This is a genomic window from Mycobacteroides franklinii, assembly GCF_002013895.1.
In the GTDB taxonomy this organism is placed as follows: Bacteria; Actinomycetota; Actinomycetes; order Mycobacteriales; family Mycobacteriaceae; genus Mycobacterium; species Mycobacterium franklinii.
In genome coordinates this window covers 303,956-317,679 of the sequence record NZ_MAFQ01000005.1, presented here as the reverse complement: position 1 = coordinate 317,679, position 13,724 = coordinate 303,956, and the positions used below count along the sequence as shown (strand labels likewise).

The 13,724-nt window shown below is 65.3% G+C and carries 12 protein-coding genes; 6 read left to right on the top strand and 6 right to left on the bottom strand.

Features of this window, described 5'->3' with window-relative positions; translation table 11 throughout:
* Positions 1-27: 27 nt before the first annotated feature.
* Positions 28-1,764 carry a dihydroxy-acid dehydratase gene (ilvD, locus tag B4393_RS08440; protein WP_078333731.1) on the top strand — a complete coding sequence of 579 codons (1,737 nt, stop codon included), beginning with the start codon at positions 28-30 and terminating at the stop codon, positions 1,762-1,764.
* On the opposite strand, the gene B4393_RS08435 is transcribed toward ilvD, so the two are convergent.
* Together B4393_RS08435 and B4393_RS08430 are read right to left on the bottom strand one after the other, a co-directional pair.
* Complete coding sequence (locus B4393_RS08435; RefSeq protein WP_078333730.1) at positions 1,761-2,573, bottom strand: SDR family NAD(P)-dependent oxidoreductase; 813 nt, start codon at positions 2,571-2,573, stop codon at positions 1,761-1,763. The genes ilvD and B4393_RS08435 overlap by 4 nt on opposite strands.
* A gap of 51 nt (positions 2,574-2,624) precedes the next feature.
* Entirely contained in the window at positions 2,625-3,350 is a 726-nt protein-coding gene (locus B4393_RS08430; RefSeq protein WP_109558208.1) for a TetR/AcrR family transcriptional regulator, read from the bottom strand.
* 86 nt (positions 3,351-3,436) lie between these two features.
* Between B4393_RS08430 and B4393_RS08425 the strand changes: the two genes are divergently transcribed.
* Together B4393_RS08425 and B4393_RS08420 are read left to right on the top strand one after the other, a co-directional pair.
* Positions 3,437-5,155, top strand: a complete 1,719-nt coding sequence (locus tag B4393_RS08425) for an aldehyde dehydrogenase family protein (protein ID WP_078333728.1) — start codon at positions 3,437-3,439, stop codon at positions 5,153-5,155.
* A 49-nt stretch (positions 5,156-5,204) separates the two neighbouring features.
* Positions 5,205-5,849, top strand: a complete 645-nt coding sequence (locus tag B4393_RS08420) for an O-methyltransferase (protein ID WP_078333727.1) — start codon at positions 5,205-5,207, stop codon at positions 5,847-5,849.
* On the opposite strand, the gene B4393_RS08415 is transcribed toward B4393_RS08420, so the two are convergent.
* Entirely contained in the window at positions 5,846-6,340 is a 495-nt protein-coding gene (locus B4393_RS08415) for a TIGR04338 family metallohydrolase (RefSeq protein WP_078333726.1), read from the bottom strand. The genes B4393_RS08420 and B4393_RS08415 overlap by 4 nt on opposite strands.
* 8 nt (positions 6,341-6,348) lie before the next feature.
* Positions 6,349-7,101: a DUF2786 domain-containing protein gene (locus B4393_RS08410; RefSeq protein ID WP_078333725.1), complete on the bottom strand. Its 753-nt coding sequence runs from the start codon at positions 7,099-7,101 to the stop codon at positions 6,349-6,351.
* Positions 7,102-7,238: 137 nt separating this feature from the next.
* Here B4393_RS08410 and B4393_RS08405 point away from each other — a divergent pair, with 137 nt between their 5' ends.
* The gene (locus B4393_RS08405) at positions 7,239-8,498 is read left to right on the top strand and encodes an oxygenase MpaB family protein (RefSeq protein ID WP_330359273.1); all 1,260 of its coding nucleotides are present in this window, start codon (positions 7,239-7,241) and stop codon (positions 8,496-8,498) included.
* A gap of 93 nt (positions 8,499-8,591) precedes the next feature.
* On the opposite strand, the gene B4393_RS08400 is transcribed toward B4393_RS08405, so the two are convergent.
* Positions 8,592-9,428 carry an alpha/beta hydrolase gene (locus B4393_RS08400; RefSeq protein WP_078333724.1) on the bottom strand — a complete coding sequence of 279 codons (837 nt, stop codon included), beginning with the start codon at positions 9,426-9,428 and terminating at the stop codon, positions 8,592-8,594.
* Between the two features lie 65 nt (positions 9,429-9,493).
* On the opposite strand from B4393_RS08400, the gene B4393_RS08395 reads away from it, so the two are divergent.
* Both B4393_RS08395 and B4393_RS08390 read left to right on the top strand, forming a co-directional pair.
* On the top strand, positions 9,494-11,176 hold the full coding sequence (locus B4393_RS08395; protein WP_078333723.1) for a DUF3556 domain-containing protein: 1,683 nt from the start codon (positions 9,494-9,496) through the stop codon (positions 11,174-11,176).
* A gap of 41 nt (positions 11,177-11,217) precedes the next feature.
* Entirely contained in the window at positions 11,218-12,183 is a 966-nt protein-coding gene (locus tag B4393_RS08390) for a sigma-70 family RNA polymerase sigma factor (protein WP_078333976.1), read from the top strand.
* A 20-nt stretch (positions 12,184-12,203) separates the two neighbouring features.
* Here the strand turns inward: B4393_RS08390 and B4393_RS08385 are convergent, their stop codons facing one another.
* Entirely contained in the window at positions 12,204-13,688 is a 1,485-nt protein-coding gene (locus tag B4393_RS08385; RefSeq protein WP_078333722.1) for a M1 family metallopeptidase, read from the bottom strand.
* Positions 13,689-13,724: the final 36 nt, after the last annotated feature.

Genomic DNA, 13,724 nt, shown 5'->3' with positions numbered 1-13,724 from the left:
TTGCACGGGCGAGGGATACTTAACCCCATGTCAGCCCCGCACAAGCCTGATTCTCTTCGCGCAAGCGGCTCATCGCAGCCCGATATCAAGCCCCGTAGCCGCGACGTCACCGACGGCCTGGAGAAGACCGCCGCCCGTGGCATGCTGCGCGCGGTAGGCATGGGTGACGACGACTGGGTCAAGCCGCAGATCGGCGTCGGCTCGTCCTGGAACGAAATCACCCCCTGCAACATGTCGCTGCAACGACTCGCCCAGTCGGTCAAGGACGGCGTGCACGAGGCCGGCGGCTACCCGTTGGAGTTCGGCACCATCTCGGTGTCCGACGGCATCTCGATGGGCCACGAGGGCATGCATTTCTCGCTGGTGTCCCGCGAGGTCATCGCCGACAGCGTCGAGACCGTCATGCAGGCCGAGCGCCTCGACGGGTCGGTACTGCTGGCCGGATGCGATAAGTCGATCCCCGGAATGCTCATGGCCGCAGCACGTCTGGACTTGGCCTCGGTATTCGTCTACAACGGCTCGATCATGCCCGGCAAGGCCAAGCTGACCGACGGAACCGAGAAGGAAGTCACCATCATCGACGCCTTCGAGGCGGTCGGCGCGTGCGCGCGCGGGCTGATGTCGCGTGAGGATGTCGACATCATCGAGCGCGCCATCTGTCCGGGCGAGGGCGCTTGCGGCGGTATGTACACCGCGAACACCATGGCCAGCGCCGCCGAAGCATTGGGAATGTCCCTGCCGGGTAGTGCCTCTCCCGTCGCCATCGACAAGCGCCGTGAGGTCTATGCGCGCAAGTCCGGCGAGGCCGTTGTCGAGATGCTGCGCCGTGGGATCACGGCGCGCGACATCCTGACCAAGGAAGCCTTCGAGAACGCCATCGCCGTGGTCATGGCGTTCGGCGGGTCCACCAACGCGGTGCTACACCTGCTGGCCATCGCTCGTGAAGCAGAAGTACCGCTGTCCCTGGCCGACTTCACCCGCGTCGGTAACAAGGTGCCTCACCTGGCGGATGTGAAACCCTTTGGCCGCCACGTGATGAAGGACGTCGATGAGATCGGCGGTGTGCCCGTGGTGATGCGTGCACTGCTGGATGCCGGTCTGCTGCACGGTGATTGTCTGACCGTCACCGGCAAGACCATGGCCGAGAACCTGGCCCACATCGCCCCGCCGGATCCGGACGGCAAGGTGCTGCGTGCCATGAACAACCCGATCCACCCGACCGGCGGCATCACCATCCTGCACGGCTCCCTGGCACCCGAGGGCGCCGTGGTGAAATCAGCAGGCTTCGAATCGGATGTGTTCGAGGGCACCGCAAGGGTTTTCGAACGGGAGCGGGCGGCGCTAGATGCGCTGGAGGACGGCACCATCACCCACGGCGATGTCGTCGTGATCCGCTACGAAGGCCCCAAGGGCGGCCCCGGCATGCGTGAGATGCTGGCGATCACGGGCGCCATCAAGGGCGCGGGGCTCGGCAAGGACGTGCTGCTGATGACCGACGGACGTTTCTCCGGAGGCACCACTGGCCTGTGCGTCGGGCATATCGCGCCCGAAGCCGTGGACGGTGGCCCCATCGCCTTCGTCAAGGACGGTGACCGGATCCGGCTCGACGTCGCCAGCGGCAAGCTGGATCTCCTCGTCGACGAGGCGGAACTTGCCGCGCGCCGTGAGGGATTCGAGCCGTTACCGCCGCGCTACAAGACCGGCGTGCTGGCCAAGTACACCAAGCTGGTGCAGTCGGCGGCTGTCGGAGCGGTCTGCGGCTAGACCTTCCGGCCCCTCTTGAGTGCGGGGTGGCTCCGCGCAACCATCCGCGTGAGCAATCCACGCGGAAGCAGATGATTGGCGGCCACACCGATCCTGTTGGCCAGACCGGGCACGATCACCGTCTTGCCCGCTGCCAATCCATCGACCGCGGTCCTGGCGACGGTCGCCGCGTTCACCCACATGACCTTGGGCATCGCGGCTTCGGCATCTTCGTCCGAGATTCCCACCGCCGCGCCGAATCCTGTCTTCACAGGCCCCGGACACAACGTCGCGGCACTGACACCGGTGCCGCGCAGCTCTTCGTTCAGCGCGTGGGTGTACGACACTACGAATGCCTTCGCGGCCCCATAGGCGGCCTGGCCGGGCAGTGGGCCAAAGGCGCCGACCGAGCCGACGTTGAGCACCACACCGCTGCTGCGTGCCACCATCTGCGGCACAAAACGTGAACACAGGTCCCCGACCGCGCTGACGTCCACCGCCACCAGGTTGAGCTCGGCGGCCGGGTCGGATTCGGCGACGGGCCCTGCGGTACTCAGCCCGGCGTTGTTCACCAGCACATCGACCGCGAGTCCCAGCTCGGCGACTCGGCCCGGCAATTGGGCGCGTTCGTGATCGTTGGACAGATCGACGGCCAACACCCGCGCGGATGGTCCCAGTGCCTCGGCCAGCTCCTGCAGCCGATCGGCGCGCCGGGCCACCAACACCACGGGATAGCCGCGTCGCGAGAATTCGCGCGCCAACTCCTCCCCGATGCCCGACGAGGCTCCGGTGATCAGAACGGCGGCAGCGGCGCGCGGTGAGGGAAGCACACTCCGAGCCTATGCGGCCGGCACTGCCGCGGCGGAAGGAAATTTTCGGGGCTAGCCGAGGCGCGCGGGATCTCGGTAACTCTGCGCGTTCCGCGCGATTTCCCCGGGCTCTGGCAGCGGCTCCTCACTATCGAGGTAGACGCCACCCGTGCGCAGGTTGTCCTCGACAATGAGCCAGATCCGCCGGACCAGACTCTCGATCAATCGCTCTTGAGAGGTCTCCCCCGGCTGATCGAGCCAGTAACTCACCGAGGTCTCGGCCATCCCCACGATGCACATCGCCAGCAGCTCGGCATCGGTATCCACCCCAAACGCATCGAGGTAGACGGCGAACACACGCGAAAGATGCAGTCCCGCAGACATTTTGATATCAGCAATGGCGTCTGGCGCGTCCGAACCCTCGGAGAGCGAGCAGCGCGCAAGATACCGATACAGATTGCGGTGCCCGACAAGAAAACGGACGTACCCACCGATGCCCGCCTCGATGATCTGCGTCATCGAACCGAGGGGCTGCCATACGGGTGCAAGCTCGGCGATGATCATGTCGCCGGCCCGGCGGGCCACGGCGCGCTGCAAGTCCACGGCGCCGTCGAAATGCCTGTAGAGCTTCGTTCGGGTGACCCCCACGTAGACCGCGATCTGCTCCGTGGATGTCTGCGGTCCGTGTTCGGCGATGGCCGCAAGGGCGGCCTCGACGAACTCGGCCCGGCGCCGTTCGCGCTGGCCATCCCACCTGCCAGCGGGGAGTTCTTGACTGTCGGGCTGCACAAAGCTCACTCTAGCAATGGGGTGGTACGTCACGTACCATGTGATCCACCGAACATGTCATCACCCGACTTCGACTAGAGCGCGAGCTGAATTCCATGACCGACGTACAGATCGAATCCCCCGTCGACCAGGCCCTGAAGGATTTGGCCGAAGGCGAAAAGAACTGGGCCGAAACCTCTTTGGCGCGGCGCTTGCAGCTGCTGGCGGACACACGTCAACGCGTGATCGACAACGCGCAGCAGTGGGTGCAAGCCGCGGCGTTCCAGATCAAGAAGCTCGACCCGGAATCCCCGCTGGTCGGCGAGGAATGGATCTCGGGCCCCTATGCCGTCGCGGGCGCCCTTGCCGCCCTGATCGCCAGCCTCGAACAGCTCCAGGCCGGGCACAGCCCACTGCGCGACGCCACGTTCGGTGTCACCCCCGGTGGCCGTACGACGGTTTCGGTATTGCCGCTCAACATCTTCGACAGCCTGCTGCTGTCCGGATTCAGTGCCGAGCTGTGGTTGCAGCCCGGCGTGGACCAGGCCGAGGCACTGCGCACCGCGGGCCTGGCACAACGCGACCCCAGCCACACGAACGGGGTCGGCGCGGTGCTCGGCGCCGGCAACATCACCTCGATCGCTCCCCTGGACACGCTCTATGAGCTGTTCGCCAACAACCGAGTGGTGGCGCTCAAGCTCAATCCCATCACCGATCCGCTGCTGCCGGTATTTACCAAGGTGCTGCAGCCCTTCATCGAAATCGGCGCGGTACGGATTCTGACCGGCGGGGCCGATGTCGGCACCTACCTGGTGCACCACCAGCTGGTCGACCACGTGCACATGACCGGCAGCTCGATCACCCACGACGCGATCGTGTTCGGCACCGGCGAGGAAGGCGCGCGCCGAAAAGCTGCGAAGGCGCCCATATTGGACAAGGCCATCACCAGCGAGCTGGGCGGCGTCTCGCCGACCATCGTCGTGCCCGGCGAGTGGAGCTCCTCGGACATCGAGTTCCAGACCCGCCATATCGCCACCCAGCGCCTGCACAACAACGGCTACAACTGCATCGCTTCGCAGGTCGTGGTGCTCTCGAAGGCATGGCCGCAACGCGAGGAGTTCCTCGCCGCGCTGCGCAAGGCCGTCGATGAGGCGCCGCCCCGTCCCGCCTACTACCCCGGATCCGACGACCGGGTGGCCGGCGCGCAGCAGTCCTATCCAGACGCCGAGCGACTCGGCCAAAACGGTGCGCGCGTGCTCGTCGTCGACCCCGACGATCGCACGGCCCTGCTGCGCACCGAATACTTCGGGCCGGTCCTGGGTGTCATCGAACTGGATATCGCCAACGACCCGGACGGAGCCGAGTTCGTGCGCGAGGCGACGCGGGTCGCCAATGAGGAATTCGTCGGAACTCTCGGCGTGAACGTGCTCGCGCATCCCGACACCATTGAGCAGCTGGGATCGCAATTCGATGCCCTGATCGAGGACCTGCGGTACGGCACCGTCGCCATCAACGCCTGGACCGGTGTGGGTTACCTGACCCCCGCCGCCACCTGGGGCGCATTCCCCGGCCACGTCCTCAACGACGTGCAAAGCGGAATCGGTGTGGTGCACAACGGGTTCCTGGTCGAAAAGCCGGAACGTACCGTGGTGCGCGGACCTTTCCGGCCCTTCCCGCGGTCCGTCGTGCACGGCGAGTGGGCCCTGTCCCCGAAGCCGCCGTGGTTCGTGAGCAATGCCACAGCGGCGAGCACCGGCGAACTGCTGGTCAACTTCGCCAGTAAGCCCAGCCTGCTGAAAGTCCCCCGGATCTTCATCTCCGCGCTACGGGGCTGACACGAATCACCTTGTGCGCCACGGTCTACATGCGGCGTAGTGTCGAATCATGGCCGAGGCAGACACCCGCTGGATAAAGATCGACGACTACCTGGAGCGCACCGTCGCTACCGACGCTGCCGAGTTGAACCACATTCGGCAGGCACAGGAGGACGGCGGGCTGCCGGATATCGCGGTCTCCGCGACACAGGGCAAGTTCCTGTATCTGCTGGCCACGATCGCCAAGGCCCACCGGGTACTGGAGGTCGGGACGCTCGGCGGGTACAGCACTGCGTGGCTCGCCAAGGCAGTCGGACCCGAGGGTGCGGTGGTGGCCCTAGAATTCGATCCCAAGCACGCCGCCGTCGCCCAGGCCAGCCTGATCGAGGCGGGTCTCGGGGACCGGGTACAGGTTGTGGTGGGCGCTGCCCTGGACTCACTGCCCGCCGTCGAGGGCCCGTTTGATCTGGTGTTCATCGACGCCGACAAGTCCAACAACCCGGGCTATCTGGACTGGGCGCTGCGTCTGACTCAACCGGGAGCAGTCATCGTCGTGGACAACGTCATTCGCTGGATCTCCGAGGAGGGCCCGAATGCCGAAGGAACCCGCCAGGCGCTGGAACGGCTGGGCTCCGATCCACGTCTGGATGCCACCGCGCTGCAGACCGTGGGCGTCAAGGGCTGGGACGGGCTGGCGATCGCCGTCGTGCGCTAGCGCGCACCCTCGCGGGCATAGACCGTCCGCAGAATAAATTCGACCTCCGGCCCCATCGCCAGCCCCGCCAGCTCGGGATACAGCACCACGAAGTCGTGTCCGTGCGCCGGACCGTCCTGCGGGCACAGGTGGTGTGCGAGTTCGTGCAGGATCACCAGTTCACGCATGGCCCAAGCACTTCCATTGCGATCGTCGGGGACGGCGATGGCCGCTCGATCCCCGTCGCGCTCGTAGTGGGCCGCCGTCGCACCGCGCCGGGCACGCACCGTGACGGGCCCGGCGGACCATCTACCGCCCACGAGAGCCAGCACGTCATTGACATAGCGCTGCACCGATTCGACCGAAGCGAAACGCGCCTCGGGCGGGAGTGTCAGCCTGGTACCGAAAAAGTCGATATCGCGTTGGCTATGGCTGGCCGCCCGTTCGAAGATGGTGCGCACGAACTCTTCGGCCGCGTACACCTTGGCGCGCTGCGTATCGCGAGGGCGCAGCTGATCACTCAGTTTTTGTCCAATGCCGTTCGAGCACCGGCTAATTCCGGGCTCGCGCCCAGCTTGGCCCGTCGGCCCGCACGATCACCGGCACGACGGGCATGCGACGAATACCCGGCCTGCGCACTCACCGCACGCCACTGCCCGCGCGCCATCGAGGCACCCTTGTAGAAGTCACGCAGCTCAATGTCCTTATCGCGCAGCACCAGTTCGGTCCCCGTGCCACGTTTCTCGGTCTTGACGGCCTCGGCCCGCGCCTCCTGGCGCGCATCGGTCAGCCGCTGCCCCACCCGCGTGCCGAACGCCAACTGGAAGTTCAGGCGGGCCGTGATGGTCGGGGTGGGGCGGTGTGCCCCCGAGCTGATGTAGGCGTCCGAAGCCCTGACCATCTGGACTACCAGGCTGGCGTAGAGCGCGTGCACGGCGTCGATGTCCTCGGCGAAGCCGTAGGCATACACATAGGTGGAGTTGGACGCGACATCACAGGTGACGTCGTTCGCGCCGGCGATCAACGCGAAAAGATTGACGTATGTCCGCAGGCCGCGGGTGCCCGCCTCACCGATGGTGATGGTGCGCTGGGTGGGCCGCGCCTGGGCGTCTCGCTTGGCCGAGTGCGCTCGGGCAACTGCCAGATCGATGGAGGTGGCGGTGGCCAGTCGCTGCGCCGCCGCCATAAAGGCCTCGGCCTCGTGCGCGTTGTCCGTGCCCTCGGCCTGACGGAGCAGGGCGGCGATCCGCGAGAGCTGCTTGTCCTCTGTCACGAAGGCCAGGTTAGGCGAGGGCGACGACAGACGGCGGCAGCAAGCGCCGGAAGCATTCTGACAACCATGGTTGTCAATTCGTTCGGGTTGTGTTTCGATTAGCCACACATGAGACATCGAGAGACAGTGGAGGCCGCGTGACCCTGCAGGAAAATGCCGTACTGCCTGCGGCTTACGCGGAGAATCTCTCGCACCCCGCACCGGCGCACACAAAGGTGCGCAATGCCCTTCGCCGCTGGACCGGGTTCGATCTCACTCCCTCGGAGGACGTGGTGCGCCAATACGGCGCGGGCCTGTGGATAACCGATCCGGTCGCCGAACGCTTCGTGGAAGAGGTTTACTACGGGCAGATCGGCCCGGAGCGCGGCCGCGCCCTGCTTGATCGCGCGCTCAGCGAGGGAATCGACGCCGTAGAAGACGCCCCGGAATCGATGCGGGCGCTGTTCACAGAGTTCGACACGCTGCCACCCTGGGCCGACCCGGAGCTCATCGAGGCCGGGGCCGCGGTGTGGAGACGGTGGGGCTACGACATGGGCTCCATCGCGAACGCCGGCACCATGGACACCTACACCGAGGGCTGGCTGGCAACCCCGCTCTCCCTGGCGGGCGGTTACGCGGGGCAAGGCGCGATGCACCGCCATCTGGAGACCAGCAGGTGGTGGCTGGAGTGCGCGCGGCCCGGTGCCGCCCTCGACCGGTACTCGGTTGCCCGGCAGATCACCATGAAGATCCGCGTCATGCACGTCTCGGTACGCCGCGGGGTCCGCAAGCATCCCGAATGGCGCCGCGAACAATGGGGTGAGCCCATCAGCCAATCGGAGATGCTGCTGACGCTCATCGCAGGCAGTGTGGCGCCCGGACTCGGGTTGTGGGCCGTCGGCTATCTCACCACACGATCGGAAATGATTGCGGCCCTGCATTTTTGCCGATATCTAGGGTATCTACTCGGAGTGCGATGTGATGACATCTATCCCGAGACGGTCGCCGACGCGGTACGCATTCTCTACCACTTCGACGCCACCCGTGCCTATGACGGCGGAGAAGCCTCACGCGAACTCGTCGAGTCGTTCGTCCCGTCCTTCACGCCGAGTCCCGGCTCGTCACCGGCCAATCGGCTGCGGGGACTGTTCCATCTGCAACTCCAGGCCGGATTCACCCGACTGTTCATGCTGCCGTGGAACCGCAGGCTCTATCGGATACCCAACGGCTGGCTGGGCACCGCGGCGCTCGTCGCACGTTTCCCGTTTGTCGCCGCAATCGAGCTCGCGCGTCATGCCGTGCCTGCGGTAGATCGGCGCTGGCAGAAGGGCAAGATGCGGCGCTGGGAACACTGGATCGACTGGCAGTCCGGTGCGCACACCCACGACTTCCGCGATCTGTCGGACATGCGCCGCTAACAGCCCTTCTTCGACACGCCGTCTTTCGACGCATTCGTCGAGTAGTCAGCGCAGAACGCGGCGTGTCGGCGGTCAGGAATGGCGTGTCGGGAATCAGGAAAGGCGGGCGTCGATCCAGCCGACGACCTCGTCGAGCACGAGGTCCTTCTCGAATTCGTTGAAGATCTCGTGGTAGAGGCCGTTCCAGATCTTCAGCGTCGCATCGGGCGCTGATTCGGCCAGCCACAGACTGCCTTCCGGCGCCGTCAGCCGGTCGTCCCCGCCGTGCATGGTCAGTACCGGACGCTTGAGACCGGCGGCGCGCTGCCGCATCGTCTTGCCCACGCCCAACAGCGCACGCCCTATCCCTGCCGGCACCCGGCCGTGGTGCACCAGCGGATCGGCGTTGTACGCGGCGATGATCGCCGGGTCGTGCGAGATCCCGTTGACATCCAGCTTGGTCACCGGCAGCCCGGGCGCCAGGCGTCCCACGACCGGAGCCACCAGCGTCAGCACGTACGGCAGCCCCACCTGGGCGGCGATGGCCGGCCCGGAGAGCACCATCAGGTCGTAGCGGTCCTGGTGGTCCGCACCGTAGGCGAAGACGATTCCGCCGCCCATGCTGTGCCCCAGCACGATCCGCTTGAGATCGGGGTACTCACGCGCCGCGATGTCGACCAGGGTGCCGAAGTCGTCGGTGTACTCGGAGATGTCCCGCAGATAGACGCGTTTGCCTCCCGATCGGCCGTGACCGCGGTGATCCAGGGCGTAGACCAGGTATCCGGCGTCATTGAATCGCCGGGCGACGTGGTCGTACCGGCGCGCGTGTTCGCCGAATCCGTGGGAGAGCACCACCACCGCGCGCGGTGATCCCGCCGGCGTCCAGGTGTCGTAGACGATCCGCACGTTGTCGGCGCCGTCGAAGGCGCGCTGTACCCGAGATCCGCTCACGATGGAAACTCTACGGAACTGCCGAACCCGCCAACATCAACTAGAACACGTTCTAGTGTGGGCGCATGGGATTCCTCAAGCCCACGCTGCCCGTCGTCGATGTCGCCGAATGGAGCAAGGGAACTCGCGCCGAGAAGATCCGCCCCATGGCCCGGCATTGGGCCGAGGTGGGCTTCGGGACGCCGGTCGCCTTGCACCTGTTCTATGTGTTGAAGATCGGCCTATACGTCTTGGGCGGCTGGCTATTCGCCGTGGTCTCGACGGACGGACTCGGGCTCACCGAATACTCCGCACCCGTCGTCTTCCAGAAGGTGGTGCTCTACACCATGCTCTTCGAGGTCGTCGGCCTCGGATGTGGGTTCGGACCACTCAACAACCGTTTTTTCCCGCCCCTGGGCTCCATCTTGTACTGGCTGCGCCCCAACACTATTCGCTTGCCTCCCTGGCCCCGCATCCCGCTCACCAAGGGATCGGGACGCACCCCTGTCGATATCGTGCTCTACGCCGCCTTCCTGGGCATGGTCCTGTTCGCCCTGCTGTCCCAGCCCTCCGCAGCCGGCTTGCTGCCCACCTGGCAGACGGCCACCATCCTCGGGCTGCTGGCCATCACCGGCCTACGTGACAAGGTGATCTTCCTGGCAGCCCGCGGCGAGGTGTACGGCACGCTCACCGTGACCTTCCTGTTCACCGGGGCCGACATGATCGTGGCCGCCAAACTCATCTTCCTTGTCATCTGGATCGGCGCGGCGACCTCAAAGCTCAACCACCACTTCCCCTTTGTCATTTCGACGATGATGTCCAACAACCCGCTCATCCGCGCCAAGCGGCTCAAGCGCGCATTCTTCGAGAAGTTCCCCGATGACCTACGTCCCGGGCGCCTGTCACGCTTTGTCGCACACGTGAGCACCGCGGTCGAAGGTCTGGTGCCGATCGCACTGTTCTTCAGCCATGGCGGCTGGGTAACCACCACCGCGGCCATCGTCATGGTGTGTTTTCACCTGGGCATCCTGACCGCCATCCCGATGGGCGTGCCGCTGGAGTGGAACGTATTCATGATCTTCGGCGTGCTGTCGCTGTTCGTCGCGCATGCGAACGTCGGCCTGGGCGACATGGCGCACCCCGTGCCCGTGCTGCTCCTGTTCGCGCTCAGCGCTGGTGTCGTCGTCGCCGGAAACCTGTTGCCCCGCAAGATCTCCTTCCTGCCAGGCATGCGGTATTACGCCGGAAACTGGGACACCACATTGTGGTGCGTCAAACCGTCGGCGAGCGCGAAGATCGACAAGGGGATCGTCGCCATCGCGAGCATGCCGCAGGCACAGATGGAGCGCTACTACGGCACCGAGCAAGCGCCGCTGCTCATGTACATCGGCTACGCGTTCCGTGCCATGAACACACATGGGCGGGCCATGTTCACGCTCGCGCATCGCGCCATGGCGGGGCAGAACGAAGATGACTACGTCATCACCGATGGCGAACGCATCTGCAGCACCGCCATCGGCTGGAACTTCGGGGATGGACACATGCACAACGAGCAGCTGATCGCCGCGATGCAGGAACGCTGCCAGTTCGAACCGGGCGAGGTCCGCATCGTGCTGCTCGACGCCCAACCCATCCATCGGCAGACCCAGCAATATCGGCTTGTCGATGCTGCCACCGGCGAATTTGAAAGTGGCTACGTGCGGGTGGCCGATATGGTGAACCGCCAGCCCTGGGATGACGAGCTACCCGTGCACGTCAACCCGGCCTAACCACCTGACATGTGTCGGTGGACCGGACTATTCTCGCGGCCGTGACGGCACAAGCCATCGAGGATGAATTTCTTTCGCACACCGAACAATATCGGCGCGAGATTCTGGCCCATTGCTATCGGATGACGGGGTCCATCCACGACGCCGAAGACTTGGTGCAGGAGACCTACCTGCGCGGGTGGAAGGCGTACGACCGGTTCGAGGGCAAGTCGTCGGTGCGCACCTGGCTGTACCGTATCGCGACCAATACCTGCCTGACGGCGCTGGAGGGCAAGCAGCGCCGGCCCCTGCCGACAGGATTGGGAGCCCCCAGCGCCGATCCGCTCGACGAACTAGATGAGCGCACCGAGATCCCGTGGCTGGAACCACTGCCCGACGATGCCACCGATCCCGCTGCCATCGTGGGTTCACGAGAGTCGGTGCGCTTGGCATTCGTCGCGGCATTGCAGCATCTGCCCGCCAAACAGCGCGCGGTGCTGGTGCTGCGCGAGGTGTTGCAGTGGAAGGCTCAGGAGGTCGCCGACGCGATCGGTTCCAGCACCGCCGCGGTGAACAGCCTGTTGCAGCGTGCCCGCGCTCAGCTGCAGGAGGTGTCGCCACAGGAGGAAACCCTGTTGGAGCCCGAGGACCCGATGCTGCGGGAACAGCTTCGCCAATACATCAACGCGTTCGAACGTTACGACGTCGATGCGATCGCGAAAATGTTTACCACCGAGGCGATTTGGGAGATGCCGCCGTTCACCGGTTGGTATCGGGGCGGGCCGAGCATCGCCGCACTCATCAAGGAACAGTGCCCCGCCGAAAAGGCCGGCGATATGCGTCTCATCGAAACGTCCGCCAACGGTCAGCCCGCCGTCGGTCTCTACATGCGTGAGGGCGACGGGGTGCACCGTCCGTTCCAGATGCACGTTCTGGACGTCACCCCAGACGGCGTGGCGCACGTGGTGTGCTTCTTCGACCTCTCGTTGTTTGAAAAGTTCGGTCTACCAACCGAACTCCTCGACTAGCCGCCTCGGCGACCAACCGGCTACCGCTGGGCGAGGCTCCCGGGGAACAAGTACTGGTCCGCGGGCCGGGTCACGCTGTGGAACCAGGCAGTGAAGAACCCGGACAGGTCCTTACCCGTCACCTTCTGCACGTACGCCTCGAACTGCGGCCAGGTGGCGTTGCCCCACTTGTGTTCGGACGGCCAGGTTCGGAGGATCTGCAGGAATGCCTTGTCCCCGATGGTGCGCCGCAGTGCATGCAGCGCCAGCGGTCCCTTGCCGTACACGCCCAACGGGTTGAATACCTGGTCCGCGCTGCATTCCGTGCCGCCCGGGCACATGTCGTAAAGCAGGTTTCCCCAGACCTTGTCGTCGTCCCACACCTTGTCGACGGTTTCGCGGTAGTGCTTGTCGATCGACTTGCCTTCCTTCTCCTCCGACCACATCCACGGCAGATAGGAGGCGAAGCACTCATTGAGGCAGATGTCCCGCCATTGCTCGACCGACACCACGTCGCCGTACCACTCGTGGGTGTTCTCGTGCACCACCACCGCAAGTCGCTTGTCGTCCTCGACATCCCGGCTGAACGTGTAGTACGGGCGGGTCTGAGTTTCCAGGGCGCTGAACGCGATGTCCTCACGGATCGGGTCGGCGAAGATGCCGCCGGCGGCCACGTGGGGGTACTTGCCGAGCTTGGACTCCAGGAAGCCCAATATCTCAGGCAGCCGTGCCTCGGCATTGCCCGAACCGGCGTCGGGCGCAAACGCGCTCACGACGGGAGTGCCGCTGGGCAAGGTGGACCGGAACACCGAGAAGTGATCCACGGCAAACGGAACCAGGTACATGGCAACGGGATTCGGCTCATTCCAGGTCTTGGTGGTCCAGCCACCAGACTCGACGGCCTGCCCTTCCCTGCCACCGCCCACCGCAACCCACGAGGACGGCACCGTCGCCGTGAGCTTGAACGGAGCCTTGTTCACCGGGGTGTTGTTCGACGGATACCAGTTCTCGGCTCCATCAGGCTCCCCGCCCTTGGCATAGCCGCCGCTGGTGCTGCGGACCCAGCCGGGCAACGCGCCGAGACCGCGCTTTCGCGCCTCCTGTTGCTCGTTGAAGGTGTAGTCGACCGTGGTGGTGAAGGAGCTGCCGCTGCGGATGCCCTTCTCCGGCGTGACGGTCATTTCGTGCTCCCCGCCGAACTCGGTGGCGGCGGACCGGCCGTCCACCGAAGCCGTCACGGTTCCCAGATCCGAAAAGTCCAGGTTGAAGCTCGACAGATTCTGGGTGGCGGCGGCACTGATCACCATCGTGCCGTGTACGTCGGTGGTCTCGGGGTCCACGCGCAGCGTCAGGTCGTACTGGGTGACGCGATAGCCGCCGTTGCCGTCCTGCGGGAAGTAACTATCAATGCCGTTGGGCGATCCGGGGGTGAAGGCGTCGCTCGCGTATGCGGGCGACGCGCCCGCGCTGCCGGCGGCTAGGAACACCGCTACTGCGACGGGCACCCCGAGAATCCTGTGTGTCATGTGAACCTTACGTAGAGCGAGCCGGTGTGACTCCAG

Excerpts from the sequence above, each read along its gene's own strand:
- ilvD (WP_078333731.1), top strand. The coding sequence starts at position 28 with ATGTCAGCCCCGCACAAGCCTGATTCTCTTCGCGCAAGCGGCTCATCG.
- B4393_RS08385 (WP_078333722.1), bottom strand. The coding sequence starts at position 13,688 with ATGACACACAGGATTCTCGGGGTGCCCGTCGCAGTAGCGGTGTTCCTA.
- B4393_RS08420 (WP_078333727.1), top strand. The coding sequence starts at position 5,205 with ATGGCCGAGGCAGACACCCGCTGGATAAAGATCGACGACTACCTGGAG.
- B4393_RS08425 (WP_078333728.1), top strand. The coding sequence starts at position 3,437 with ATGACCGACGTACAGATCGAATCCCCCGTCGACCAGGCCCTGAAGGAT.
- B4393_RS08395 (WP_078333723.1), top strand. The coding sequence starts at position 9,494 with ATGGGATTCCTCAAGCCCACGCTGCCCGTCGTCGATGTCGCCGAATGG.